This window comes from Streptomyces enissocaesilis (assembly GCF_039533765.1).
Taxonomy (GTDB): Bacteria; Actinomycetota; Actinomycetes; order Streptomycetales; family Streptomycetaceae; genus Streptomyces; species Streptomyces enissocaesilis.
Window position 1 is genome coordinate 273,951 of record NZ_BAAAUD010000047.1, and the last position, 23,479, is coordinate 297,429.

General features: G+C 71.9%; 19 protein-coding genes. 7 read left to right on the forward strand and 12 right to left on the reverse strand.

Annotated elements, in window-relative coordinates:
- Positions 1-35: 35 nt before the first annotated feature.
- From ABD374_RS23640 to ABD374_RS23655, 4 genes are all read right to left on the reverse strand, one after another.
- Entirely contained in the window at positions 36-1,214 is a 1,179-nt protein-coding gene (locus ABD374_RS23640; protein ID WP_344497594.1) for a helix-turn-helix domain-containing protein, read from the reverse strand.
- Between the two features lie 284 nt (positions 1,215-1,498).
- Entirely contained in the window at positions 1,499-2,335 is an 837-nt protein-coding gene (locus ABD374_RS23645) for a sugar phosphate isomerase/epimerase family protein (protein WP_344497786.1), read from the reverse strand.
- A gap of 5 nt (positions 2,336-2,340) precedes the next feature.
- Positions 2,341-3,510 (reverse strand): dihydrodipicolinate synthase family protein, encoded by a 1,170-nt coding sequence (locus ABD374_RS23650; protein ID WP_344497595.1) that lies wholly within the window; start codon positions 3,508-3,510, stop codon positions 2,341-2,343.
- On the reverse strand, positions 3,507-4,658 hold the full coding sequence (locus ABD374_RS23655) for a Gfo/Idh/MocA family protein (RefSeq protein WP_344497596.1): 1,152 nt from the start codon (positions 4,656-4,658) through the stop codon (positions 3,507-3,509). Before ABD374_RS23655 ends, ABD374_RS23650 begins: the two co-directional genes overlap by 4 nt.
- Before the next feature lie 95 nt (positions 4,659-4,753).
- On the opposite strand from ABD374_RS23655, the gene ABD374_RS23660 reads away from it, so the two are divergent.
- The 3 genes from ABD374_RS23660 (at position 4,754) to ABD374_RS23670 (ending at position 6,669) form a co-directional block, all read left to right on the forward strand.
- A complete protein-coding gene (locus ABD374_RS23660; RefSeq protein WP_344497597.1) occupies positions 4,754-5,893 on the forward strand; it encodes a LacI family DNA-binding transcriptional regulator in 1,140 nt (379 codons plus the stop codon).
- Positions 5,894-5,976: 83 nt separating this feature from the next.
- Positions 5,977-6,096 (forward strand): PmrA, encoded by a 120-nt coding sequence (locus tag ABD374_RS23665; protein WP_344497598.1) that lies wholly within the window; start codon positions 5,977-5,979, stop codon positions 6,094-6,096.
- Between the two features lie 135 nt (positions 6,097-6,231).
- The gene (locus ABD374_RS23670) at positions 6,232-6,669 is read left to right on the forward strand and encodes a TetR/AcrR family transcriptional regulator C-terminal domain-containing protein (protein WP_344497599.1); all 438 of its coding nucleotides are present in this window, start codon (positions 6,232-6,234) and stop codon (positions 6,667-6,669) included.
- A gap of 100 nt (positions 6,670-6,769) precedes the next feature.
- Here the strand turns inward: ABD374_RS23670 and ABD374_RS23675 are convergent, their stop codons facing one another.
- Complete coding sequence (locus ABD374_RS23675) at positions 6,770-7,612, reverse strand: substrate-binding domain-containing protein (protein WP_344497600.1); 843 nt, start codon at positions 7,610-7,612, stop codon at positions 6,770-6,772.
- A gap of 259 nt (positions 7,613-7,871) precedes the next feature.
- Here ABD374_RS23675 and ABD374_RS23680 point away from each other — a divergent pair, with 259 nt between their 5' ends.
- Both ABD374_RS23680 and ABD374_RS23685 read left to right on the forward strand, forming a co-directional pair.
- Entirely contained in the window at positions 7,872-8,654 is a 783-nt protein-coding gene (locus ABD374_RS23680; RefSeq protein ID WP_344497787.1) for a sugar phosphate isomerase/epimerase family protein, read from the forward strand.
- Positions 8,655-9,065: 411 nt separating this feature from the next.
- Positions 9,066-10,898 carry a glycoside hydrolase family 3 protein gene (locus ABD374_RS23685; RefSeq protein ID WP_344497601.1) on the forward strand — a complete coding sequence of 611 codons (1,833 nt, stop codon included), beginning with the start codon at positions 9,066-9,068 and terminating at the stop codon, positions 10,896-10,898.
- Between the two features lie 189 nt (positions 10,899-11,087).
- Here the strand turns inward: ABD374_RS23685 and ABD374_RS23690 are convergent, their stop codons facing one another.
- The 3 genes from ABD374_RS23690 to ABD374_RS23700 form a co-directional block, all read right to left on the reverse strand.
- Positions 11,088-12,521: a S28 family serine protease gene (locus ABD374_RS23690; RefSeq protein ID WP_344497602.1), complete on the reverse strand. Its 1,434-nt coding sequence runs from the start codon at positions 12,519-12,521 to the stop codon at positions 11,088-11,090.
- A gap of 67 nt (positions 12,522-12,588) precedes the next feature.
- The gene (locus tag ABD374_RS23695) at positions 12,589-12,951 is read right to left on the reverse strand and encodes a hypothetical protein (protein WP_344497603.1); all 363 of its coding nucleotides are present in this window, start codon (positions 12,949-12,951) and stop codon (positions 12,589-12,591) included.
- Positions 12,952-13,109: 158 nt separating this feature from the next.
- The gene (locus ABD374_RS23700; RefSeq protein ID WP_344497604.1) at positions 13,110-16,847 is read right to left on the reverse strand and encodes an ABC transporter ATP-binding protein; all 3,738 of its coding nucleotides are present in this window, start codon (positions 16,845-16,847) and stop codon (positions 13,110-13,112) included.
- Positions 16,848-17,036: 189 nt separating this feature from the next.
- Here ABD374_RS23700 and ABD374_RS23705 point away from each other — a divergent pair, with 189 nt between their 5' ends.
- Together ABD374_RS23705 and ABD374_RS23710 are read left to right on the forward strand one after the other, a co-directional pair.
- Positions 17,037-17,165 carry a hypothetical protein gene (locus ABD374_RS23705; RefSeq protein WP_344497605.1) on the forward strand — a complete coding sequence of 43 codons (129 nt, stop codon included), beginning with the start codon at positions 17,037-17,039 and terminating at the stop codon, positions 17,163-17,165.
- A gap of 133 nt (positions 17,166-17,298) precedes the next feature.
- Positions 17,299-17,640: a helix-turn-helix domain-containing protein gene (locus tag ABD374_RS23710; RefSeq protein ID WP_344497606.1), complete on the forward strand. Its 342-nt coding sequence runs from the start codon at positions 17,299-17,301 to the stop codon at positions 17,638-17,640.
- Positions 17,641-17,652: 12 nt separating this feature from the next.
- Here ABD374_RS23710 and ABD374_RS23715 read toward each other — a convergent pair whose 3' ends face one another.
- The 4 genes from ABD374_RS23715 to ABD374_RS23730 all read right to left on the reverse strand — a co-directional run bounded on the left by ABD374_RS23715 (position 17,653) and on the right by ABD374_RS23730 (position 23,373).
- On the reverse strand, positions 17,653-18,570 hold the full coding sequence (locus ABD374_RS23715) for a serine hydrolase (RefSeq protein WP_344497607.1): 918 nt from the start codon (positions 18,568-18,570) through the stop codon (positions 17,653-17,655).
- Between the two features lie 457 nt (positions 18,571-19,027).
- Positions 19,028-20,710: a thiamine pyrophosphate-binding protein gene (locus ABD374_RS23720; RefSeq protein ID WP_344497608.1), complete on the reverse strand. Its 1,683-nt coding sequence runs from the start codon at positions 20,708-20,710 to the stop codon at positions 19,028-19,030.
- A 124-nt stretch (positions 20,711-20,834) separates the two neighbouring features.
- Complete coding sequence (speB, locus tag ABD374_RS23725) at positions 20,835-21,833, reverse strand: agmatinase (protein ID WP_344497609.1); 999 nt, start codon at positions 21,831-21,833, stop codon at positions 20,835-20,837.
- A 52-nt stretch (positions 21,834-21,885) separates the two neighbouring features.
- Entirely contained in the window at positions 21,886-23,373 is a 1,488-nt protein-coding gene (locus tag ABD374_RS23730; RefSeq protein ID WP_344497610.1) for a sodium:solute symporter family protein, read from the reverse strand.
- Positions 23,374-23,479: the final 106 nt, after the last annotated feature.

Below are 23,479 nucleotides of genomic sequence, written 5' to 3' on the forward strand. Positions count from 1 at the left end.
TTCGGTCGAGGGTCAAACGGAAGTGCCACACACCGTCACACGGGCATGCCCACGGCGTCAGCAAGGCTGCGCATCTCAGGAGTGAGCGTCCGGCGTCGGGCAAGGATCCCGCTCACGATGTCCCGGGCGTAACGCTGCTTGGGAAACCACTGGGGCGCGGTGGCCCGGATACCGGTCAGGATGTCAACGGCCTCCGCGTACTGGCGTGTGCGGGCGTGTGCGTTCGCCACGTCCAAGAGGTGCCGGTTGCGATTGTTCGAGGTCGGGCGCATGCCCTGCACCGGCACCTTCGCCGCCAACTTGAGCACCAGGTCGGGGCGGTCCACCACCATCGCGTTCTCGGCCCGCTTGAGCGCTACGGTCACAGGGCCGAATGCTTGCAGGAAGTTCCCCTCGGGCGTGTATTCCCGCCCCAGGGCCACCGCCGCGGCATGTGCCAGCCGGATGGCGTCCTCCGCCTCGCCGGGCCGGTTGTCCCGTACCGCGGCAGCGGACATCCGCAGCAGCAGCCACCCCCAGGCGCTCAGCTCGGCAGGCGTGGCGCGGGAAAGCCGGGGCTCCACTTCGTCGGCCCATCGAGACGCCAGGTCACGCGCTTCGCCCAGTCGGCCACGCCGGAGCAGGAGCCAGCACATGACGCTGGCCGTTGCTGCGCCGTGGAGCCGGTCGGACGACTCGTCCATCGAGCGCTCCAGCGCTGCTTCCGCCGCATCGAACTGCCGCATCTGAGTCAGTAGCCAACCGGTGAGCTGCAAAATCCGCGCACGGACGACGCGCCCCTCGGGGTCACTCCGCACCAGGGCGTCGGCATCCCGCAACAACGAAGGCAGGATCGTGCTCAGCTCCACGAAGCGGTCACCCGAGAACAGCGGCATCGCGGCGTCCAGTGCCTGGCGCACCCCGGCGGCGGTCGGCGGTTCGTCCACGGTGTCGACCGCTGATGAGGTCAGCAGCGCTCGGCACACGGGCTTCCACTGGTCGTTCGCATCGACGGCATCGTCCTCACCACAGGAGGCGATCACGAGTTGGGTGGTCGGCACCCGAAGCGCCGCCGCCAGCCGCCGCACGGTCTCCAGCCGCGTGTCCTCCCGCTCTCCCTGCTCCAGCTTGCGAATCAGGGACAGCGAGACGCCCGATTCGTTCGCGAGCTCGCGCTGCGACAGGCCCCGGCGTTTACGGACTTCGCGGAGCCGCTCCCCGACATTGGCACCCATGAAATGGAGCGTACGCCCGGAGACGCATCACGGGTGTCGGGGTTCCCGGAACCACCCACCGGGGGCGCGCTCGTCGGTGCGGAAAACCAAGGAGGCCCGGTCCGTCGACCGGGCCCCTCAGATCCCCCTCCGTAACAGGGCTCCCCGAATCCCCCCGGATCCCTCCCCGGAAGCCCTGATGCCAAGTACGACCCGCAAGGTGGCGGAAGGGTTGCACGGCGGAACGAAGAAATTTGATTACGGCAGGAGACGACCGCCAAGTGATCGCGTCCGCCACGTTTCGGTCATGAGGGAAGGACGTGCGTGATGTAGCGGTCGGCCACCTCCGCCAGGACTTCCGTGCCGTCCCGGGACCAGAGGGCCTCGTTGAAGATCTCCACCTCGATCGGCCCCGTGTAGCCGGCCGCGTCCACCAGTGCGTGGAAGCGCCGGAAGTCGACGGTGCCGTCGCCCAGCTGCCCCCGGCCCAGCAGGACCCCGGCGGGCAGCGGGGTGATCCAGTCCGCCAGCTGGAAGGCTGCGATGCGCTCGCCCGCGCGGGCGATGCCGTCCGCGACGCGGTCGTCCCACCACAGGTGGTACGTATCGACGACCACGCCCACCCGGTCCGCCGGGAAGCGTTCCGCGAGGTCGAGCGCCTGGCTCAGGGTCGAGACCACGCAGCGGTCCGAGGCGAACATCGGGTGCAGCGGTTCGATGGCCAGGCGTACGCCCCGTTCGGCGGCGTACGGCGCGAGTTCGGCCAGCGCGTCCGCGACGCGCTCGCGGGCGGCGTGCAGGTCGCGGCTGCCGGGCGGGAGGCCGCCGGAGACCAGGACCAGGGTGGCGGTGCCGAGGGCGGCGGCCTCGTCGACGGCCCGGCGGTTGTCGGCCAGGGCGGCGGCACGGTCGGCGGCGCCGACGCCCGTGAGGAAGCCGCCCCGGCACAGGCTGGTGACGGTCAGGCCCGCGTCCCGCATCAGACGGGCGGCGCGCTCGACGCCGTACTCCTGGACCGGTGCGCGCCACAGGCCCACACCGGGGACGCCCGCCTTCGCGCAGCCTTCGGCCAGCTCGGGCAGTGACCACTGCTTGATGGTCTCCTGGTTGAGGGAGAGCCGGGAGAGGCCGTTCGGCGGCAGGGGGCTCACTGGTCCACTCCGTGCAGGGTGAGGAAGGTCTTCATGCGGGCCTCGGCGAGCAGCGGGTCCGGGAACAGGCCGAGGCCGTCGGCCAGTTCGTACGCCCGGGAGAAGTGGGGCAGCGAGCGGGCCGAGTGGAGGCCGCCGACCATGGTGAAGTGCGACTGGTGGCCCGCCAGCCAGGCGAGGAAGACCACGCCGGTCTTGTAGAAGCGGGTCGGGGGCTCGAAGAGGTGGCGGGACAGCTCGACCGTGGGGTCGAGGAGCTCGCGGAACTTCTTCGCGTCGCCCGTGTCGAGCGTACGGACCGCTTCCGCCGCCAGCGGGCCCAGCGGGTCGAAGACGCCGAGGAGGGCGTGGCTGAAACCGTGGTCGTCGCCCGCGATCAGCTCGGGGTAGTTGAAGTCGTCGCCCGTGTAGCAGCGCACGCCGTTCGGCAGACGGCGGCGCAGGTCGATCTCGCGCCGGGCGTCCAGGAGCGAGATCTTGACGCCGTCGACCTTGTCGGGGTGTGCGGCGATGACCTCCAGGAAGGTGTCCGTGGCGGCGTCCAGGTCCGTACTGCCCCAGTAGCCGTCGAGCGCCGGGTCGAACATCGGGCCCAGCCAGTGCAGGATCACCGGCTCGGCCGCCTGGCGCAGGAGGTGGCCGTACGCCGCCAGGTAGTCCTCGGGGCCCCGGGCGGCCGCCGCCAGTGCGCGGGACGCCATGAGGATGGCGCGGGCGCCGGTCGATTCGACGAGGGCGAGCTGTTCCTCGTACGCGGCCGTGACGTCGGGGAGGGTGTGGACGACGCCGGGGGCCAGCTGGTCGGTGCCGACGCCGCAGGCGATCGCGCCGCCGGACGACGCGGCCTCGGCGGCCGAGCGGACGATGAGTTCGCTCGCTCCCGCCCAGTCGAGGCCCATGCCGCGCTGCGCCGTGTCCATCGCCTCGGCCACGCCCAGGCCGTGCGACCACAGGTGACGGCGGAAGGCGAGGGTGGCGTCCCAGTCGATCGCGGCCGGGGCGTCCGGCGACACGTCGGCGTACGGGTCGGCCACCACGTGCGCCGCCGAGTAGACCGTGCGGGAGGTGAGGGGGGTGCGGGCGCCGTGCGGTGCGAGGGCGAGGGGCTCGGTGCGGGGTGCGTACACGCGGTGCCCGTGCGCGCCGTGCGGGAGGTTGACCGTCACAGCGACAGCTCCGGTACGTCGTGGCGGCGGCCCTCGGCGGACGCCTTGAGGCCGAGCTCCGCCAGCTGGACACCGCGCGCGCCCGCGAGCAGGTCCCAGGTGTACGGCTCGTCGAGCGCGACGTGGCGCAGGAACAGCTCCCACTGGGCCTTGAAGCCGTTGTCGTACGGATCGTTGTCGGGCACTTCCTGCCACTGGTCGCGGAAGGAGTGCGTGACCGGCAGGTCCGGGTTCCAGACCGGCTTGGGGGTGGCGCTGCGGTGCTGCGCGCGGCAGTTGCGCAGGCCGGCGACGGCGGAGCCGTGTGTTCCGTCCACCTGGAACTCGACGAGCTCGTCGCGGTTGACGCGGACCGCCCAGGAGGAGTTGATCTGGGCCACCGCGCCGCCCTCCAGCTGGAAGATGCCGTACGCCGCGTCGTCGGCGGTGGCGTCGTACGGCTTGCCCTGCTCGTCCCAGCGCTGCGGGATGTGCGTCGTGACGTGCGCCTGGACGGTCGTGACCCGGCCGAACAGCTCGTGCAGTACGTACTCCCAGTGCGGGAACATGTCGACGACGATGCCGCCGCCGTCCTCCGCCCGGTAGTTCCAGGAGGGGCGCTGGGCTTCCTGCCAGTCGCCCTCGAAGACCCAGTAGCCGAACTCCCCCCGGACGGAGAGGATCTCGCCGAAGAAACCGCCGTCGATCAGGCGCTTCAGCTTGAGCAGGCCCGGGAGGAAGATCTTGTCCTGTACGACGCCGTGCTTGATGCCGGCGTCACGGGCGAGGCGGGCCAGGCCGAGGGCGGCGTCGAGGCCGGTGGCCGTGGGCTTCTCCGTGTAGACGTGCTTGCCTGCGGTGATCGCCTTTCTGATGGCCTCCTCGCGGGCCGAGGTGACCTGCGCGTCGAAGTAGATGTCGACCGTCTCGTCGGCGAGGACGGCGTCGAGGTCCGTGGACCACTCGGTGAGGCCGTGGCGTCCGGCCATCTCCTCGAGCACGTGTTCGCGGCGCCCCACCAGGACGGGCTCGGGCCACAAGGCCGTGCCGTCGCCGAGGTCCAGGCCGCCCTGCTCGCGGATGGCGAGGATCGAGCGGACGAGGTGCTGGCGGTACCCCATCCGGCCCGTGACGCCGTTCATGGCGATGCGCACTGTCCTGCGTGTCACGAAAGTTCCCTCCGTACGGCCATAGCAAGCGCTTTCTATACGCTATGAAGCTAGCCTGCGGACAGCTGCCCGTACAAGACCCGGAGGACGACCAGATGACAGTGACCTTGGCGGACGTGGCGGCCCGCGCCCAGGTGTCGCCGGCCACCGTCTCCCGCGTGCTCAACGGCAACTACCCGGTCGCCGCCACCACGAGGGAACGGGTGCTGCGCGCGGTCGACGATCTTGATTACGTGCTGAACGGGCCGGCCAGTGCGCTTGCCGCGGCGACGTCGGATCTCGTGGGGATCCTGGTGAACGACATCGCCGACCCCTTCTTCGGGATCATGGCCGGGGCGGCCCAGTCGCAGATCGGCGGGGCGGAGGGGGCCGGCTCCGGTGCGGGACGGGCCGGGAGCGAGAAGCTCGCGATCGTCTGCAACACGGGGGGATCGCCGGAGCGGGAGCTCACGTACCTGACGCTGTTGCAGCGCCAGCGGGCGGCGGCGGTGATTCTGACCGGGGGCGCGATCGAGGACCCCGGGCACTCGGCGGCGGTCGCGGCGAAGCTCGCGAAGCTGGCGGACGGGGGGACGCGGGTGGTGCTGTGCGGGCGGCCGCCGTTGCCGTCGTCGTTGCTGGGGGGCGGGGACGGGGAGGGGAACGGTGACGGTGACGCGGTGGTGGCCGCGCTCACGTTCGACAACCGGGGCGGGGCGCGGCGGCTCACCGAACACCTGCTGGCCCTGGGGCACCGGAGGATCGGGTACGTCGCCGGGCCGGTGGAACGCACGACCACACGGCACCGGCTGGAGGGGCACCGGGAGGCGATGGCCGCGGCCGGCGTCCTCGGCGGGGGTACGGGCGAGGATGAGCTGACGGTGCACGGGCCGTACGACCGGCAGTCCGGGTACGACGCGACGCTGGAGCTCCTGCGGCGGGAGCCGGGGCTGACGGCGGTGGTCGCCGCGAACGACACGGTGGCGCTGGGGGCGTGCGCGGCGCTGCGCGACCGGGGGCTGCGCATCCCGGACGACGTGTCGGTGGCGGGCTTCGACGACCTGCCGTTCTCGGTGGACACGGTGCCGGCGCTGACGACCGTGCGGCTGCCGCTGCACGAGGCGGGGGCGCGGGCGGGGCGGCTGGCCACGGGGCGGGAGGCGGCGCCGCCGGGGGGTGTCGCCTCGGTGGCGGCGGAGCTGATGGTGCGGGGGTCCACGGGGCGCGCGGGGCGTGCGGGGGCTTCGCGGGGCTGAGGTCCGGCCTGGACGGCTGGACCCTGCACCGGCTCCGCCACAGTGCGCTCACCCACGACGCCGGGGGCGGCACCTCCACCCCGATGCCGGCCCGCTCCCGTCACGCCTCCGTCCGCTCCCTGGAGCGGTACGCCCGCCCCGGTGTGGACGCGGTCGCCCGGCACGTCGCCGACCGCGACCCGGCCGCCCGCCGCCGTAGGTGACTCACGGCTGACGTCAGAGGCAGTGTTCGACGGAGAACCGCTGGGGTCGCGACCGTCCGGCCGGCGCGCGCAACTGGAACGGAGGCACGGTGGTTGTGGGGCCTGTACCAGCGCCACCCCTGGCTGGCACGCGCCATGGCTGCCCTGACCCGGCCGATGGCCTCGCCCCACGCGATGCGGTACACCGAGCGGGTCCTCAGTGCCCTGAACGGCCTGGGGCTGACACCGACCCAGACCATCCACGTCCACCTCACTCTTCTCGGGTACGCCCAGGGCGTCGCGGCGGCTGTCGAGCTGGAGTCGCAAGCGCGGCAGGACACCGGCATGACCCCCGAGGAGTGGATGGCCTCCAACGAATCGCGGCTGGAGACGATCCGGACCGCTGGGTCCTGTCCGACCCTGTCCACCCTCTTCGACCAGGAGGAATCCGACCTCGAACTCGACACTCCCTTCGAATTCGGGCTCGCACGGATGCTGGACGGAGTCGAATCACTCATCGAGCAGTCCGGAAGTCAGGACCACTGGGCCCGCGCCTGGAGGTCGAGCTCAGACGCCGCCTGTCAAAACTTCTGACAGCGACACCGGTCTGCTGTTCCCTTCCTGCTCGGCCTCCTGAATCCGAGCGAATCAGGGCTTCGAGATCATCCCGTTGCCCCTTCGGCGCGCATCCCGGTCACACCCCGTGCGCGGTCAGTGCGTCCGCCACCTGGGTGAAGAAGCGTGCGTGCGCCGCGTGGCTGGCCGGGAGTTCCGGGTTCCAGGGGATCACGCGCGCGGTGCCCAGGCGGGCCGCGTCGAGGGGGGTCGCGTTGGCGCGGGTGTCCGCCAGGACGATCTGCGGGGCGAGCGACGCGGTTTCGGGCCAGCCGACGGTGGACCAGTTCGCGCCGCTCCCGGCGGGCGGATCCATCAGCCGTACGCCCAGTCCGGTGAGGGCGCGCAGGTCGGGCCAGGAGTGGGGCCGGGCGAGGTGGACCCGGTCACCGGCCGGGGAGAGGGCCAGGACACGGGGTGCGTCGCCCGTCGCGGCGGTGCGCAGCCGTTCGCGTGCCGCGTCCAGGGCGGTCGGGGGCTCCGCGCCGCCGAGCGAGGCCGCGAGTGCGGCGAAGCGTCCCCGGATCTCGTCGAGCGAACGCTCCTGCCCGACGTCGAGGACCACGACCGGTGCCTGGGCTTCCAGATGCTTGGCCGCGTCCGGCTCGATTCCGTAGACCTGGCCGCCCCCGTAGCTGACGGCCACGACGAGGTCGGCCCCGGAGGAGAGCACGCGGCCGGGGTCGAGCGAGCCGCCCCCGCCGAAGTAGGTGACCTCACCGAGCGGGAGCCGGCCGGACTTGGCCCGGTCGGGGACGGGGCCGTCGTGGTGGGAGCCGAAGACGCCCAGGGGAAGTAGGCCGTGGTCCCAGAGGGTCGCGCCCGCCTGGAGGTAGGCCACGACCTTGGTGGGCCACCGGTCGGCCGACGACACCTGTCCGCGGTCGTCGCGGAACTGCCATATCGCTGCTGCTTCTGTCATGGACGAGTCCTGCCCCGCCGGAAGCCGCCGGAAGCTTCCGCACGCCCGGCCCGGTGGGCCCGCTGGTCCGTGCGGTGGCGGTTCCGCTTACGGGGTGGACTACCGGGAAGTCGTGGTGTGGACGAATGATGTGCTGGCAGCCGCCCGGCAGGTCCACCGGCGCGCCGGGTTCGCGCTCGTCGCCGGGAAGCCGCACCGCTGGTACGGAGCGGGTCCGGTGGGCCAGGACCGGCGGTTCCCCATAGGAAGGAACACCACAGTGAAGTACGCCTTCTCCACCCTCGGGGTGCCGGGCATGCCGACGAGCGAGGTCGTACGGCTGGCGGCCGAGACCGGTTACGACGGCGTGGAACTGCGCGCGCACCCCGAGGAGCCGGTCCACCCGGGCATCGGTGCGCAGGACCGGAGGGACGTCGTCGAGCGGTTCGAACGCGCGGGTGTCGAGATCCTGGCGGTGGCGGGGTACACCCGGGTGGCGGCCCCCGGCGAGGACGAACCCGTCTACGAGGAGCTCCGCGCCCTGCTGGCCCTCGCGCGCGACCTGGGCGCGCCGTACGTCCGCGTCTTCCCCGGCGGCGGCGACGGGCAGAGCCAGGAGGACGCGGACGCGACGGCGGCCCGGCGGCTGGGCCTGGCGGCCGAGACGGCGGCCGACCTGGGCGTGCGGATTCTGCTGGAGACGCACGACTCGCACCGGACGGGTGCGGCGGCCGCACGTGTCCTGGGGCCGGTCGGGCACAAGAACGTGGGCGCGCTGTGGGACGTGATGCACACCTGGCTGGGCGGCGAGACCCCGGCGGCTGCCCACGCCGTACTGGCCCCGCACCTCGGGTACACCCAGGTCAAGGACATCGCGTCGGCCGACGACACGACCCCGCTGGCGCTGGGGGCGGGCGCGTTGCCGCTGGGCGAGTGCGTCGCGCTGCTCGACGGCGACGGATGGGTGTGCTGGGAGTACGAGAAGCGCTGGTACCCGGCGGCGGCGGACCTGCCGGGGCTGCTGGCGGAGGGGCGGGCGTATCTGCGGGGCCTGTCGGCCTGACCGGTGGTCAGGCCGGGGGGGGCATGAGGGGCGCTGAGGGGTTTCGGGTGCCCCGGCCGTCCCTCCCGTGCCTTCTCCGCGCGGTCTCCGCATCGGAGGGAACCCGCGGCGAACCGCCTCCGTCCCATCGGCGTACTGCCGGTGAGTCTCCGCGGAGCGGTGTCGGCGCTCGCCGGCTCCCCCTCTCCGGCCGTCTGCGGCCGGCGGCACGGCCGCCACTGGTGCGCCCCCTCCGCAGGTGCCAGTGGCGGCTCCCGCCTTCCCCGTTCGGCCCCTTCGCCGCGCCCCCGTCCGCGACACGGGCCCCTTTGTGCTGCCGCACCCTTGACCTGGCAGTTAGTTTCCGGATATCCGTGACTCCTTGGAAGTTTCCTTCAACTCCGTTGTCGAGTACGGCCGTAAGGAGCTCACGTGCACCATCACCGCACCTCCAGACGCACCCTGCTCACCGCGACCGCCGCCGCAGTGGCCGCGACCGCCGTCACCACCACGCCGGCCATAGCCGCAGGTGGGGAGTCCGCGAGGAGATCCACCCGGGACCGCCTCAAGCGCCTCGTCTCCCGGATGAGCCTGGAGGAGAAGGTCGGCCAGCTCTTCGTGATGCGGGTGTACGGGCACTCCGCGACCGAGCCCGACCAGGCCGACATCGACCTCAACCTGAAGGAGATGGGAGTCAGGACCGCCGCCGAGCTCGTCGCGAAGTACCACGTCGGCGGCATCATCTACTTCACCTGGGCGCACAACACCCGTGAGCCCCGCCAGATCGCCGATCTGTCCAACGGGATCCAGCGGGCCGGGCTCGCCCAGGACACGCCCGTCCCCCTCCTCATCTCCACCGACCAGGAGCACGGCATCGTCGCCCGCGTCGGCAGGCCCGCGACGCTCGTGCCGGGCGCGATGGCGCTCGGGGCCGGCGGGTCGCGCGCCGACGCGCGGAAGGCGGCGCAGATCGCGGGGGCCGAGCTGACCGCCATGGGCATCGTGCAGAACTACGCGCCCGTCGCGGACGTCAACGTCAACCCCGCCAACCCCGTCATCGGCGTACGGTCCTTCGGGTCCGATCCGCAAGCTGTCGCCGGGATGGTCACCGCGCAGGTCAAGGGGTACCAGGGCGCCGGGATCGCCGCGACCTCCAAGCACTTCCCCGGGCACGGCGACACCAAGGACGACAGCCACTACGCCCTCCCGACGATCCGTCACACCGCCGAGCAGTGGGAGGAGCTGGACGCCCCGCCGTTCCGCGCCGCCATCGCCGCCGGCATCGACTCGATCATGACCGCCCACATCGTCGTACCGGCCCTCGATCCGGCCGAGGACCCGGCGACGCTCTCCAAGCCGATCCTGACCGGGGTCCTGCGCGAGCGGCTGGGGTACGACGGGGTCGTGGTGACCGACTCCCTCGCCATGGCGGGCGTACGCCAGAAGTACGGTGACGACCGGGTGCCCGTCCTCGCGCTCCTCGCCGGGTGCGACCAGCTGCTGAACCCGCCGGACCTGCCCACCGCCTGGAACGCCGTCCTCAAGGCCGTGCGGGACGGGGAGATCAGCATGGCGCGGATCGAGGAATCGATCCTGCGGATCCTGCTCCTCAAGGACAGGCTGGGGCTGTTCCGGAATCCTTACGCCTCTCCCCAGGACGTGGACCGGACCGTGGGCGTGCGCGCCCACCTCGCCGCGGCGGACAGGATCGCCGAGAAGACGACCACCCTGCTCGCCAACGAGGGCCGGCTGCTGCCGCTCAGCCGCCGCACGCACAAGAACGTGCTGGTGGTCGGGGCCGACCCCGCGTCGCCCTCCGGCACCACCGGGCCGCCCACCACCGTCGTCGCCGGGGCCCTGACCGCACTCGGCTTCACCGCCACGGCCCTGTCCACCGGGATCACCCCGACCCGGGCGAAGATCGACGAGGCGGTGGCGGCGGCCAAGGGCAAGGACGTGGTGGTCGTGGGGACGTACAACGTCTCGGCGACCAGTCCGCAGCGCACGCTCGTCCGCGAGCTGGCGGCGACCGGGGTGCCCGTCGTCACCCTCGCCATCCGCAATCCGTACGACATCGCCCAGCTCGACGGGACGGGGCTGCGCGCGAGCCTCGCGGCGTACTCGTGGACCGATGTCGAACTGCGCGCGGCGGCGCGGGTCATCGCGGGTCATGCCGGGCCCGGAGGGAAGCTGCCCGTTCCGGTGCAGCGGGCGGACGATCCGGCGAAGGTGCTGTATCCGGTCGGGTACGGGCTGACGTACTAGGCGTGCGCGTGGTGCGCCGGACCACCGGCGCACCACCAGGTGACGCGAAGCCCCCCGCACGTCCGGCGTGTGTCCGCCCGGGCGGGGAGAGGTCGGCCCGCCGCGCCCGCCGGGTGTGAGTCTTCGTCACATCCGGCGGGCGCGGCGGTCCGGGCGGGACGGCCGCACCGGTCGCACCGGCCGGACGCGTTACGGGCGCAGGGTCTGCCGCCGCTCCGTGCCGCGCTTGTCGAGCTTCGCGTCGTACGACGCCAGCGGCTTCGCCTTCGACGGGTCCGCCTGGACGGCGGCCGGGGCCACGCCCGCCCATTCGAGGATCGCGGCGGTCGCCTTCGCCTTCTGCTCGGGGACCAGGCCCGCGACGTTGGCGCCGTGGTTGGCGCCGGGCGCGGTGTAGACGTAGGAGTCGCGCGCGCCCTTGCCGAGGCGGAACGGCTCGGCGCCCCACGGGTCGTTCTCCCCGTTCACGAACAGCATCCGCGTGGCGTTGTGCCGCACCCAGCGGTCCACGTCCCGCATCGCGCTCGGCTCGAACTTCATCGGGATGTCGCGCGGCACGTAGGCGCGCGGCTGGAAGAAGTCCGGGCCGTACTTCATGAGGCCGTCGAGGTGCGGGTACTTCACCTGCGGCGCGCCCAGCTGGGTGCCCGCCTGGTAGTAGTACGGCGTGTACGTCGCCAGGCTCTGGTCGCTGTACGCGGCGAAGCCGGAGATGGCGTCGACGTAGTCGTAGACGACCTGGTCGGAGGAGTCGGCGGCGGGCACGTCCGCGCAGTCGCTCTCCTTGCTGTACTGCCAGAAGGCCCACACGAAGTCGAGGACCGTGGACTCGTACGCCTTGTCCAGGCTGCCGACGGTGTCGAAGGTGGCGTTGTTGGCGTCCGCCCACTCCTTCAGCTTCGCGCTCAGCGGGCCGCGCCGCTCAAGTGCCTCGCGCTGCACGGCGTTGAGCGCGTCGCGGCACTCCTTGGTGCCGACGCCGCGGAAGAAGCGGTCGTACGCCGAGTCCTCCTTGTTCACCACGTCGTTGGGGGCGACGTACGCGACGACGCCGTCCATGTCGCGCGGGTAGAAGCGCTCGTAGTACGTCGCGGTCATGCCGCCCTTGGAACCGCCGGTGGAGAGCCACTTCTTGGAGTAGATCTTCTTCAGCTCCGTGAAGACGCGGTGCTGGTCGCTCGCGGCCTGCTGGATGTCGAGCTTCGACCAGTCGGCGGGCGACGGCCGGGACGGAGTGAAGAAGCGGTACTCCAGCGACACCTGGTTGCCGTCGACGATCTGCGTCGGCTCACTGCGGCGCGGCGTCGTCGAGACGTTGTATCCGCTGGTGAAGAAGACCGTCGGGCGGTTCGTGTCCTTGTGCAGCAGGGTGATCCGCTGCTTGAACGTGCCCTTGGACGGCTGCCGGTGGTCGACCGGCTGGGTGTAGTTCAGTACGAAATAGCGGTAGCCGGTGTACGGCTTCTCCTCGGCCAGGCTCATGCCCGGTATCGCGAGGATCCGCTCCTTGATGTCCTGCTGCTCCGGCTCCGCGGTGGTGACCGCCCCGGCCGGTGTGCTGCCGAGTCCCACGGTGCCTATGAGCACCGCGAACGACAGCAGCAAGCTGCGCGCCTTGCGCATTCGCCCTCCCCTGTTGAAACACAGACGACGGGGCGAACCTAGCGGGGCAACTCCCGGACCACCAGCCTCAGCAGAGAATCCAGCCGGTGGACGCCCCCCTGGCGCCGACCGAACCGTGCGCCCGCACACAGCGGTTGAGGGCGTAGACCGTCACCGGCCCCGCGCGGTGGGTGAACCGGCCGCTGTCCTTGGCGGCGCGGCTGCCGCGCGCCTGGATGGTGACGGACATGCTCTGCCGTGCGCCGGGGCGCTTGGCGACGGTGACGGCGCAGGCGTAGCGGCGGCTCTTGTAGACGCGCAGCTCACCGGTGGCGAAGGCGACCGTCTTCACCTTGCGGCCGGGGCAGGCCGAAGCGGCCTCGGCGCTCCCGGCGCCGGGGCCCGTGAACACCAGGCCCGCCACCGCGACCGCCACGGCAAGTCCGTACATCAGGTGTTTTCTCATCGCCCCACCGAACACTCGCGCCCTCTTCCCCCTCGTGAGCGTACGCACACACGTGCGTACGGACGCCCGAGGGGTGCGGCTCGGTTGCGCTCGTCGCGGCGGGGATCCGGGACGGCCGTACGGGTTCCGGGGTCCTGCCGTGCTCAGACCGCCGCCGGCTCGTCCTCCCCCACGAAGGTGCGCCACAGCCGCGCGTACGTCCCGCCCAGGGCCAGCAGCTCGTCGTGCGTGCCGTCCTCGACGACCCGGCCGCGGTCCATGACCACGACCCGGTCGGCCCGCGCCGCCGTCGTCAGGCGGTGCGCGACGACCAGGGTGGTGCGGCGGCCGGTGAGCCGGTCGGTGGCCTGGTTGACCTGGGCCTCGGTGGCGAGGTCCAGGGCGGCGGTCGCCTCGTCGAGGAGCAGGACGTCCGGGTCGACGAGTTCGGCGCGGGCGAGCGCGATGAGCTGGCGCTGGCCCGCGGAGAGGTTGCGGCCGCGTTCGGCGACCTCGTGCAGGTAGCCGCCTTCGAGGGTGGCGATCATGTCGTGCGCGCCGACCGCACGGGCCGCCGCCTCGACCTCGGCGTCGGTGGCGTCGCTCCGTCCGTAGGCGATGGCGTCGCGGACCGTGCCCGCGAAGAGGTACGCCTCCTGCGGTACGACGCCGAGGCGGTGCCGGTACGCCGTGATGTCGAGGTCGCGCAGGTCGGTGCCGTCGGCGGTGACCCGCCCCGAGGTGGGGTCGTAGAAGCGGGCGACGAGCTTGACGACGGTGGACTTGCCCGCGCCGGTCTCGCCGACGAAGGCGACGGTCTGGCCGGCCGGGATGCGCAGGTCGATCCCGCCGAGTGCCTCTTCGGGCTCGTCGGCGGACCCGTACTGGAAGCGCACGTCCTCGAAGGCGATCTCGCCGCGCAGCGACAGGACGTCCCTGGGCCGCTCGGCGGCGGCGGTCGAGGTGGGTTCCCGGAGGAGCTCCTGAATGCGCCTCAGGGAGACGGTGGCCTGCTGGTACCCGTCGAAGACCTGCGAGAGCTGCTGCACGGGCGCGAAGAACAGGTCGATGTAGAGGAGGTACGCGACGAGCGCGCCCGTGGTCAGCGTGCCCGCGTCCACCCGCCCCGCGCCGACGATCAGCACCGCGGCGGCGGCGACCGACGACAGCAGCTGCACGAAGGGGAAGTAGACGGAGATCAGCCACTGGCCGCGCACGCGCGCCTCGCGGTAGCTGTCGCTGCGCTCCGCGAACCGCTCGGCGCCGGTGCGCTCGCGCCGGAACGCCTGGACGATGCGCAGTCCGGACACGGACTCCTGGAGGTCGGCGTTGACCACACCGACCCGGTCGCGGGCCAGCTCGTACGCCTTGACGCTCGACTTCCGGAAGAAGTACGTACCGATGACCAGCACCGGCAGCGTCATGAAGACCACCAGGGCCAGCTGCACGTCGATGACGAGCAGCGCGACCATGATGCCGAAGAAGGTGACGAGGGAGACGAAGGCCGTGACGAGACCGGTCTGGAGGAACGTCGACAGGGCGTCGACGTCCGTCGTCATGCGGGTCATGATGCGGCCGGTCAGTTCGCGCTCGTAGTAGTCGAGGCCGAGGCGCTGGAGCTGGGCGAAGATCTTGAGCCGGAGCGCGTAGAGCACGCGCTCGCCGGTCCGGCCGGTCATCCGCATCTCGCCGGTCTGCGCGGCCCACTGCACGACGACGGAGAGCAGGGCGAGTCCGGACGCCGCCCAGACCGCGCCGAGCGCGAGCTGGGTGACGCCCTCGTCGATGCCGTGGCGGATCAGGACCGGCAGGAGCAGCCCCATGCCGGCGTCGGCGGCGACGAGCGCGAGGCTGACCAGCAGCGGCAGCCCGAAGCCGCGCAGGAGGCGGCGCAGGCCGTACGACTCCTCGGACCGGACGGCGCGGTCCTCGTCGACGTCCGGTACGTCGTCGGCCGGCGGCAGCGCGGCGACCTGGGCGAGCAGCTCGGGCGTGGCCGGCATGCCGGGGGCGTGGTCGGTGCCCCCGGCGCCGCCGGACGAGGTCTCGTCCCGTACCCACAGGTCGGGCGTGATGCCGCGCTCGGCGTCGAACTCGGCGTCCAGCTCCGCCTGCACGGACCGGTCGTCGGCCGGCTCGGGGGCCTTGGTGAGGAGGTGCCCGGGCGATACGCCGCCGAGCTCGTCGGGGTCGGTGAGCAGCCGCCGGTAGAGGGCGCAGCGCCGCTGGAGCTCCTCGTGGGTACCGATGTCGGCGAGGCGGCCGCCGTCGAGCACGGCGATGCGGTCGGCGAGGTTGAGGGTGGAGCGGCGGTGGGCGATGAGCAGCGTCGTACGCCCCGCCATGACGGTCTTCAGCGCCTCGTGGATCTCGTGCTCGACGCGGGCGTCCACGGCGGAGGTGGCGTCGTCGAGGAGGAGCAGGCGGGGGTCGGTGAGGATGGCACGGGCGAGGGCGATGCGCTGGCGCTGGCCGCCGGAGAGGGTGAGGCCGTGTTCGCCGACGGCCGTGGCGTAGCCGTTCGGCAGCTCGGAGATGAAGTGGTGCGCCTGGGCGGCGCGGGCGGCGGTCTCGATCTGCTCGTCGGTCGCGTCCGGCAGCCCGTACGCGATGTTGGCGCGGACGGTGTCGGAGAACAGGAAGCTGTCCTCCGGTACGAGCCCGATGGCGGCCCGCAGCGAGTCGAGGGTGAGCTCGCGGACGTCGTGTCCGCCGACGAGGACGGCGCCGCGGGACACGTCGTAGAAGCGCGGGAGGAGGAGGGAGACGGTGGACTTGCCGCTGCCGGAGGAGCCCACGACGGCGACGGTCTCGCCGGAGCGGATTTCGAGGGAGAAGCCGTCGAGGACGGGCCGGTCTTCGGCGTAACCGAAGGTCACGTCGTCGAACTCGACGGTCGCGGGGGCGTCGGCGGGAAGTTCCCTGGTCCCGTCCTCGATGGACGGCCGGGTGTCGATCAGCTCCAGGACGCGCTCGACGCCGGCCCGCGCCTGCTGGCCGACGGTGAGGACCATGGCGAGCATGCGGACGGGGCCGACGAGCTGGGCCAGGTAGGTGGAGAAGGCCACGAACGTACCGAGGGTGATCTGTCCGCGCGTCGCGAGCCAGCCGCCGAGCGCGAGCATCGCGACCTGGCCGAGGGCGGGCACGGCCTGGAGGGCCGGGGTGTAACGGGAGTTGAGCCGGACGGTCCGCATACGCCCGGCGAAGAGCCGCCGGCCGACCTCGCGCAGCTTGCCGGTCTCCTGCTCCTCCTGGCCGAAGCCCTTGACGACGCGTACGCCGGAGACCGCGCCGTCGACGACGCCCGCGACGGCGGCGGCCTGGCCCTGGGCGTACCAGGTGGCCGGGAAGAGCCGGGTGCGGCTGCGCCTGGCGATGAACCAGAGGGCGGGGGCGACGGCGAGGGCGACGAGGGTCAGGACCGGTGAGAGCCACGCCATGATCCCGAGCGAGATGAAGAACAGCAGGAAGTTCCCGATGGTCATCGGGAGCATGAAGAGGAGGCTCTGGATGAGCTGGAGGTCGCTGGTGGCGCGGCCGACGACCTGGCCGGTGGAGAGCTCGTCCTGGCGGCGTCCGTCGAGGCGGGTGACGGTCCCGTACATCTCGGTGCGCAGGTCGTGCTGGACGTCGAGGGCGAGGCGGCCGCCGTAGTAGCGGCGTATGTAGGTGAGGACGTACACGACGACGGCCGCGGCGATCAGCAGCCCGGTCCACACGGCGAGGGACTTGGAGCCGTCCCCGATGACGTCGTCGATGACCACCTTGGTGATCAGCGGGACGAGCGCCATGACGGCCATGCCGCCGAGCGACGATCCGAGTGCGAGCACGACATTGCGCCGGTACCTCCAGGCATAGCCCGCCAGCCGCCGTGCCCATCCCTGATCCGCCGCCGCCACTGGTGCCTCCCGGTCGTCCCCACGTTCTGATCTGCCGGAAGTCACCAACGCGGTGAGGTGCGGATTTCATCCCGGCGTCATGAATACGGGTCTCCGGTCCCAGGACCTCCCAGGACCCCGTCACCCGTTCGGTGGAGTTCCCGACTGCTTCCCCGAGCCATACACTGGGGTATCTATACATTCGCGTGTATGGAAGATCCTTTTGTGGTCGAGATCGAGCCGGAGGTCCGGCTGTGGCTCACTTCGACATGGGCGGCAACCGTGACGCCATACGGATCCCGTACCGGCTCGCACCAGGGCGGAGGGTGGTTCTTCTGACGGTCTTCCGCAAGACCCGGCGGCGCGAAGACGCAGAGGTCGCGCGCGCCAAGCGGGCAGGGGTGATCCGCGCAGCCGGTCACGAGCCCGCACACGAGGAATCCACTCGTGTCGTCAAGAGAGGAAAAGAGTGATGGTGAGTCACGCCCATTGGAGGCTCGCCAGGGACCGGAAGGTCGCGCAGGGCATCGCGGAAGACCCGGAGGTCGCCAAGCGGCGAGAGGAGATCCAGCTGGCCTTCGACCTCGGGCAGGCGGTGTACGACCGGCGTACCGCACTCGGCATCTCGCAGACCGAGCTCGCCCAGCGCGCCGGTATGACCCAGCCGCAGGTCTCCAAGCTGGAACTGGGCGGCACCATGCCGACGCTGCCGCTGCTCGCCCGGCTGGCGCGGGCGATGGACGCCTCGTTGAGCGTGGAGCTCGACGGTGATACGTCCGTGGTCGCGTTCCGCGCACGTACCACCGCCGCCTGACCGGCGCCCCGGTCAGGGCTGCGGCACCGCCGGTATCTCCTCGCGCGGGGTCTGCGTCGGGGCGTACAGGGTGGAGGCGGAGGCCGTGGGGTTGAGGGCCTTGTGGATCGCGCGGGACACGGCCTGGACGGTGTTCACGCCGTCGTTCATGGTGGCGTTGTCGTGGGTGAGCACGGTGATCGCGTAGTCGTGGCCGTTGCCCGTGAACGCGCCGATGGAGTGCACCCGCCAGCCGTGCGTGGAGCGGGGCAGCCAGCCGTTCTTGACCTGGATGGTGGCGGAGGACGGGGCTCCGGCCGGAGTGCCCCAGCGCTGGGAGGAGATGACCTTGCCCATCAGGCCGAGGGTGTACTTGCGCGCGTTGTCGCTCAGGACGGCGTTCTTCGCGGTGAGCAGCGCGAGCAGCTTCTGCTCGTCGTGGGCGGTGATCCGGGTCAGGCCCCAGTAGCCACCCGTACCGGGGACGGTCTGCGTCATCCCGGCGGCGGCCAGGAAGCCCTTGATCTTCGTCATGCCGAGCTGGCGCCACAGCGCGCTGGTGGCGTTGTTGTCCGACTTGGTGATCATGTCGGTGGCGAGCCTGGCCTCACGGGACGTCAGGTAGCGGTTGGTCTTCTTGGCGTCCCACAGCAGCGCGGCGAGGACCGTCACCTTGACCACGCTCGCGGAGTCGTACTTCTGCGTGGCGCGCAGGGTGCAGGTGGTCTTGGTGGTGCGGTCGTACAGCGAGACGGCCGTCGTGGACCTCCGCCCCTTGAGCGCGGCGGTGATGTCCTTCGTCAGCTTGGCCGCGAGGCCGGCCTTGCCCGAGGTGCAGGCCACCGCCGGCGCGGTGGCAGCGGCGGCGGGTGCCGCCGCGGCAACGGGAGCCAGTGCGCCCAGTGCCAGTGTGGCGGCGATCGCGCCGCGGTGTATGCGGTGGTAGGTCATGGTATGGCTCCCCGTCCCCTGGTGTTCCTGGCTGAAATGACTCTTCAGGGGCGGAAAGGTTGCACGGAACGCGCTCCTGGAAGGGAAGTTCTGCGCGAAATCCTTCCGGGTGGTGATGCCTTCCCACGAAGGAAGGGGGAGGGACACGGCAACCGCCGATCCGAGCGGGGCCCGGCTCGGCGGGCAGCTCCACGCGGCGCTCGCCGCGCCGCAGAAGCTCAGCGCACCGGGCGACCACCACTCGTCGGGGCGGCCCGGGGCGTCGGCGAGGGCCGCCGAGAGGCCCTTCGGCCGTATGAACGGGCACCTGGAGAAGAGGAGCCCCTACTTCCTGAAGGCGCGCGGACGCGGCCACGAGAAGCGCCAGGAGTTCCGCGAGAACCGGTTCCCGCGCGCGGGCGCTCCGGAAGGGGCACTCGGCGCCGGCATGGCCGGTGCCGAGTGCCCGACCGGGCCGTCAGAGGTGCGTCGGGGCGAACATCCGCAGCAGGGCCGGGAGTACGAGCACCGAAGGACCGGGGGCCGACAGGGACTCGGCCAGGTCTTCGGCCAGGGTCTGCGGGGTCGTGCGGCGCGCCGGTACGCCGAAGGATTCGGCCAGGGCGACGAAGTCCGGGCGGGACAATTCCGTGCCGGTGGCCTCGTCGAAGGCGTCGGTCATGTACTCGCGGAGGATGCCGTAACCGCCGTCGTCCACGATCAGCCAGGTGACCGGGAGGCCGTGCTGGCGGGCGGTGGCGAGTTCGGCGATCGAGTACATCGCGCCGCCGTCCCCGGAGACCGCGAGGACGGGGCGGGCGGGGTCCGCCGCCGCCGCGCCGAGCGCCGCCGGGAAGCCGTAGCCGAGACCGCCCGCGCCCTGCGCCGAGTGCATGGTGTTGGGGTGGCGGGGGTCGAAGGCCGACCAGGCCCAGTACGCCAGGATCGTCATGTCCCAGAAGCTGGGGGACGCGTCCGGCAGTGCCTCCCGGACGGACGCGAGCAACTGCTGCTCCAGCGGCAGGTCCTGGGACGCGATGCGCTCCCGTACCTTCGCCAGGACCTCGCTCACGCGCTCGCGCGCCGTCTCGTCCTCGCGGTCCTCCACCGTCTCCAGGAGGGCCGACAGCGCCAGGCGGGCGTCCGCGTGGATACCGAGCGCCGGGTGGTTGGACTCCAGCTTGCCGAGGTCCGCGTCGATCTGGACGATCCGGCCGCGCGGCTCGAACGTGTGGTAGTTCGAGGACAGTTCGCCCAGGCCCGAACCGACCACGAGCAGGACGTCCGCGTCTTCGAGGAAGTCCGTCGTGTGGCGGTCCTCCAGCCAGGACTGGAGGGAGAGCGGGTGCGTCCACGGGAACGCGCCCTTGCCGCCGAAGGTCGTCACGACCGGCGCGTCCAGTTTCTCGGCGAGCGCGAGCAGCTTGCCGGAGGCGTCGGAGCGTACGACGCCGCCGCCCGCGATGACCGCCGGGCGGGCGGCCGTCGACAGCAGGTGGGCGGCGACGGCCGTCAGCTCGGGACGCGGGGGCAGTTCGCGCGGGGTCGCGTCCATCGCCGTGACGACGGGGAGGGAGGTCCGCGCGAGCAGGACGTCCTGGGGGATCTCGACCCACACCGGGCCGTGCGGGGCGGTCAGGGCCGACTCCCACGCCTCGGCGATCGCCGACGGGATCTGCGACGCCGTACGGACCGTGTGGACCGACTTCACGATGTCCCTGAACGACGCCTTCTGGTCGCGCAGTTCGTGCAGGTAGCCGTGGCGGCCGCCGCCGATGCCGGCCGACGGGACCTGGCTGCCGATCGCGAGGACGGGCGCGGACGCCGCCGCCGCCTCCTGGAGCGCGGCGAGGGAGGTGAGGGCCCCCGGGCCGGTGGACAGGAGCAGCGGGGCCGCCTCGCCCGCGATCCGGCCGTACGCGTCGGCGGCGAAGCCCGCGTTGTTCTCGACGCGCAGGCCGACGTACGACAGGGAGGACCGTCGCAGGGCGTCGAACATGCCCAGCGCGTGCTGGCCGGGCAGTCCGAAGACGGTGGTCGCGCCGAGGCCGGCGAGGGTCTCGACGACGAGGTCGCCGCCGTTGCGCCCGGGGGGCGGGTCCAGGGCGGCCTCGGTCTGCGCGGCGGTGGGCCGCAGGACCAGGTCGTGGTCGTGGGTCATGCGTACATCCCTTTCCGTCGTGCCGGGCCTCCCGGCCCGCGCCGACGTTCCGGCCGCGCGCCGCGGCCGGCCCGTCGTACGCGCGTGCGCGGCGGGCGGGCCGGTGCCGGCTCCGGCGGTGAGGTTACTTCGCGCTCTGCTCCGCGCCCCGGGCGCGGTCGGCCGCGATCTGCCGGGACATGATCGTCGTCAGCTCGTACGCCGTGTGGGAGGCCGCCACCGACGTGATCTCCGCGTGGTCGTACGCCGGCGCGACCTCGACCACGTCGGCCGAGACGAGGTTGCAGGAGGACAGGCCGCGCAGGATCTCCAGCAGTTCGCGGGAGGTCATGCCGCCCGCCTCGGGGGTGCCGGTGCCGGGCGCGTGGGCCGGGTCGAGGCAGTCGATGTCGATGGAGATGTAGAGGGGGCGGTCGCCGATGCGCTGGCGGAGCTGGTCGGCGACCTCGTCGGCGCCGCGCCGGTAGACGTCGGCGGAGGTGACGATGCCGAAGCCCATCTTCTCGTCGTCGGTCAGGTCCTGCTTGCCGTACAGCGGGCCGCGCGTACCGACGTGGGAGAGCGCCTCGGTGTCGAGGATGCCCTCCTCGACGGCCCGGCGGAACGGCGTGCCGTGGGTGTACTCGGCGCCGAAGTACGTGTCCCAGGTGTCCAGGTGCGCGTCGAAGTGGAGCAGGGCGACCGGGCCGTGCTTCTTCGCGACCGAGCGGAGGATCGGGAGCGCGATGGTGTGGTCGCCGCCGAGCGTCATCATGCGGGCGCCGGTGGAGAGCAGGTCGTCGGCCGCGGCCTCGATCGTGTCGACGGCCTCGTTGATGTTGAACGGGTTGGCGGCGATGTCACCGGCGTCCGCGACCTGCGCGAGCGCGAACGGCGAGGCGTCCTGCGCCGGGTTGTACGGGCGCAGGAGGCGCGAGGCCTCGCGGATCGCGTTGCCGCCGAAGCGGGCGCCGGGGCGGTAGGAGACGCCGGAGTCGAAGGGCACGCCGACCACGGCGACGTCGGCCCGGCCGCCGACCTCGTCGAGGCGGGGCAGCCGCGCGAACGTCGCGGGACCCGCGTACCGCGGGATGCGGGAGGAGTCGACGGGACCGCGGAACTGCTGCTCGCTGCTGCTGCTCATGTGAAATGCCTTCCTTCGTACGCTTCTTTGCGCTTTGTTGCGATTTTCGACTTTAGCCCGGCAGGGGGACGGGCGCGGACTCGGGCTCGTCCTCCGCGCCCCGGCCCGCCAGCCGCTCGCGCCAGGCGGCCAGGACGGCGGCGTCGGTCGGGCGGGTGGCGAGGCTGACGACGACATACGCCGCGAGTGACAGCAACAGGCCGTAGTAGACGGGCTGGTTGGCGAGGATTCCGTACCAGGCCATCAGGCCGACGACGCCGAGGCCGCCGACGGAGACGGCCGCCAGGGCGCCGTACACCGTGCCGCGCTTCCACAGCAGACCGCCGAGGATCGGCACCAGCAGGCCGCCGACCAGCAGGTTGTAGGCGACGGTGAGCGCCTCGACGACGTTGTTCAGGGCGATGGCGATGCAGACGACCGCGACGCCCATGATCAGGATGAAGACGCGGTTGCCGCGCACCTCGTCGTGGGCTTCGTGGGCTTCGCCGCCCGGCCCGTCCTTCGACACGGCGCCGCGCAGCCGCGACCAGATGTCGTTGTTGGCGACGGTGGCGCAGGCGATCAGCGCGCCCGACGAGGTCGACATCACGGCCGCCAGGGCCGCGGCGAGGACCAGGCCGCGCACGCCCATGGGCAGCTCGTCCTTGACGATGGTCGCGAAGGCGTCGTCGGCGTGGGCGAGGTTCGGGTAGAGGACCTTGGCCGCGGTGCCGATGACGGCGCCGGCGAGGGCGTAGACGAGGCAGTACGTGCCGGCGACCGTGCCGCCGTAGCGCGCGACCTTGTCGCTGCGGGCGGTGAAGACGCGCTGCCAGATGTCCTGGCCGATCAGCATGCCGAACGTGTAGATCAGCACGTACGTGAAGATCGTCTCGCCGCCGATGCCGAGCGGGTCGAAGTACTCGGTGGGCAGCTGCGCCTTCATCTCGCTGAAGCCGCCGGCCTTGACGACCGCGATCGGCAGGAGCAGGAGCAGCACGCCGATCGTCTTGACGACGAACTGCACCATGTCGGTGAGCGTGATCGACCACATGCCGCCGAGCGTCGAGTACGCGACGACGACGGCGCCGCCGAGGATGATCGACAGGGCGCGGTCCATGCCGAAGATGACGTCGAAGATCGTGGCGTACGCGATGGTCGACGTGACGGCGAGCATGAGCGTGTACGCCCACATGACGACGCCCGAGATGATGCCGGCGCGGCCGCCGCCGTAGCGGAGGTCGAGCATCTCGGAGACGGTGTAGACCTTCAGGCGGGCGATGCGCGCGGAGAAGAAGACGCTGAGGGCGAGGAGCCCGAGGCCGATGGTGAAGACCATCCAGGCGCCGGAGAGACCGTACTGGTAGCCGAGGCCGACGCCGCCGATGGTGGAGGCGCCGCCGAGGACGATGGCGGCCATCGTGCCGGAGTACATGGCGGGCCCGAGGCGGCGGCCCGCCACCAGGAACTCGCTCTTGGACTTGGCGCGGCGCATGCCCCACCAGCCCATGGCGACCATGCCGGCCAAGTAGATGACGATCACTGTGTAGTCGACGGCCATGGGCCCTCCTTCGCGCGCTCAGTGGCGTGTCGTGCAGAGATGTGTACGGAGCGCGGCAGCTCTTCCGCGGGGACATCCGCCCGTACCCGCGGCCACCGGTCGGGTC

Coding starts and splice junctions, on each gene's coding strand:
- ABD374_RS23640 (WP_344497594.1), bottom strand. CDS start 1,214: ATGGGTGCCAATGTCGGGGAGCGGCTCCGCGAAGTCCGTAAACGCCGG.
- ABD374_RS23660 (WP_344497597.1), top strand. CDS start 4,754: ATGACAGTGACCTTGGCGGACGTGGCGGCCCGCGCCCAGGTGTCGCCG.
- ABD374_RS23665 (WP_344497598.1), top strand. CDS start 5,977: ATGCCGGCCCGCTCCCGTCACGCCTCCGTCCGCTCCCTGGAGCGGTAC.
- ABD374_RS23670 (WP_344497599.1), top strand. CDS start 6,232: ATGGCTGCCCTGACCCGGCCGATGGCCTCGCCCCACGCGATGCGGTAC.
- ABD374_RS23675 (WP_344497600.1), bottom strand. CDS start 7,612: ATGACAGAAGCAGCAGCGATATGGCAGTTCCGCGACGACCGCGGACAG.
- ABD374_RS23690 (WP_344497602.1), bottom strand. CDS start 12,521: ATGCGCAAGGCGCGCAGCTTGCTGCTGTCGTTCGCGGTGCTCATAGGC.
- ABD374_RS23695 (WP_344497603.1), bottom strand. CDS start 12,951: ATGTACGGACTTGCCGTGGCGGTCGCGGTGGCGGGCCTGGTGTTCACG.
- ABD374_RS23705 (WP_344497605.1), top strand. CDS start 17,037: ATGGAAGATCCTTTTGTGGTCGAGATCGAGCCGGAGGTCCGGCTGTGG.
- ABD374_RS23710 (WP_344497606.1), top strand. CDS start 17,299: ATGGTGAGTCACGCCCATTGGAGGCTCGCCAGGGACCGGAAGGTCGCG.
- ABD374_RS23715 (WP_344497607.1), bottom strand. CDS start 18,570: ATGACCTACCACCGCATACACCGCGGCGCGATCGCCGCCACACTGGCA.
- ABD374_RS23720 (WP_344497608.1), bottom strand. CDS start 20,710: ATGACCCACGACCACGACCTGGTCCTGCGGCCCACCGCCGCGCAGACC.
- speB (WP_344497609.1), bottom strand. CDS start 21,833: ATGAGCAGCAGCAGCGAGCAGCAGTTCCGCGGTCCCGTCGACTCCTCC.
- ABD374_RS23730 (WP_344497610.1), bottom strand. CDS start 23,373: ATGGCCGTCGACTACACAGTGATCGTCATCTACTTGGCCGGCATGGTC.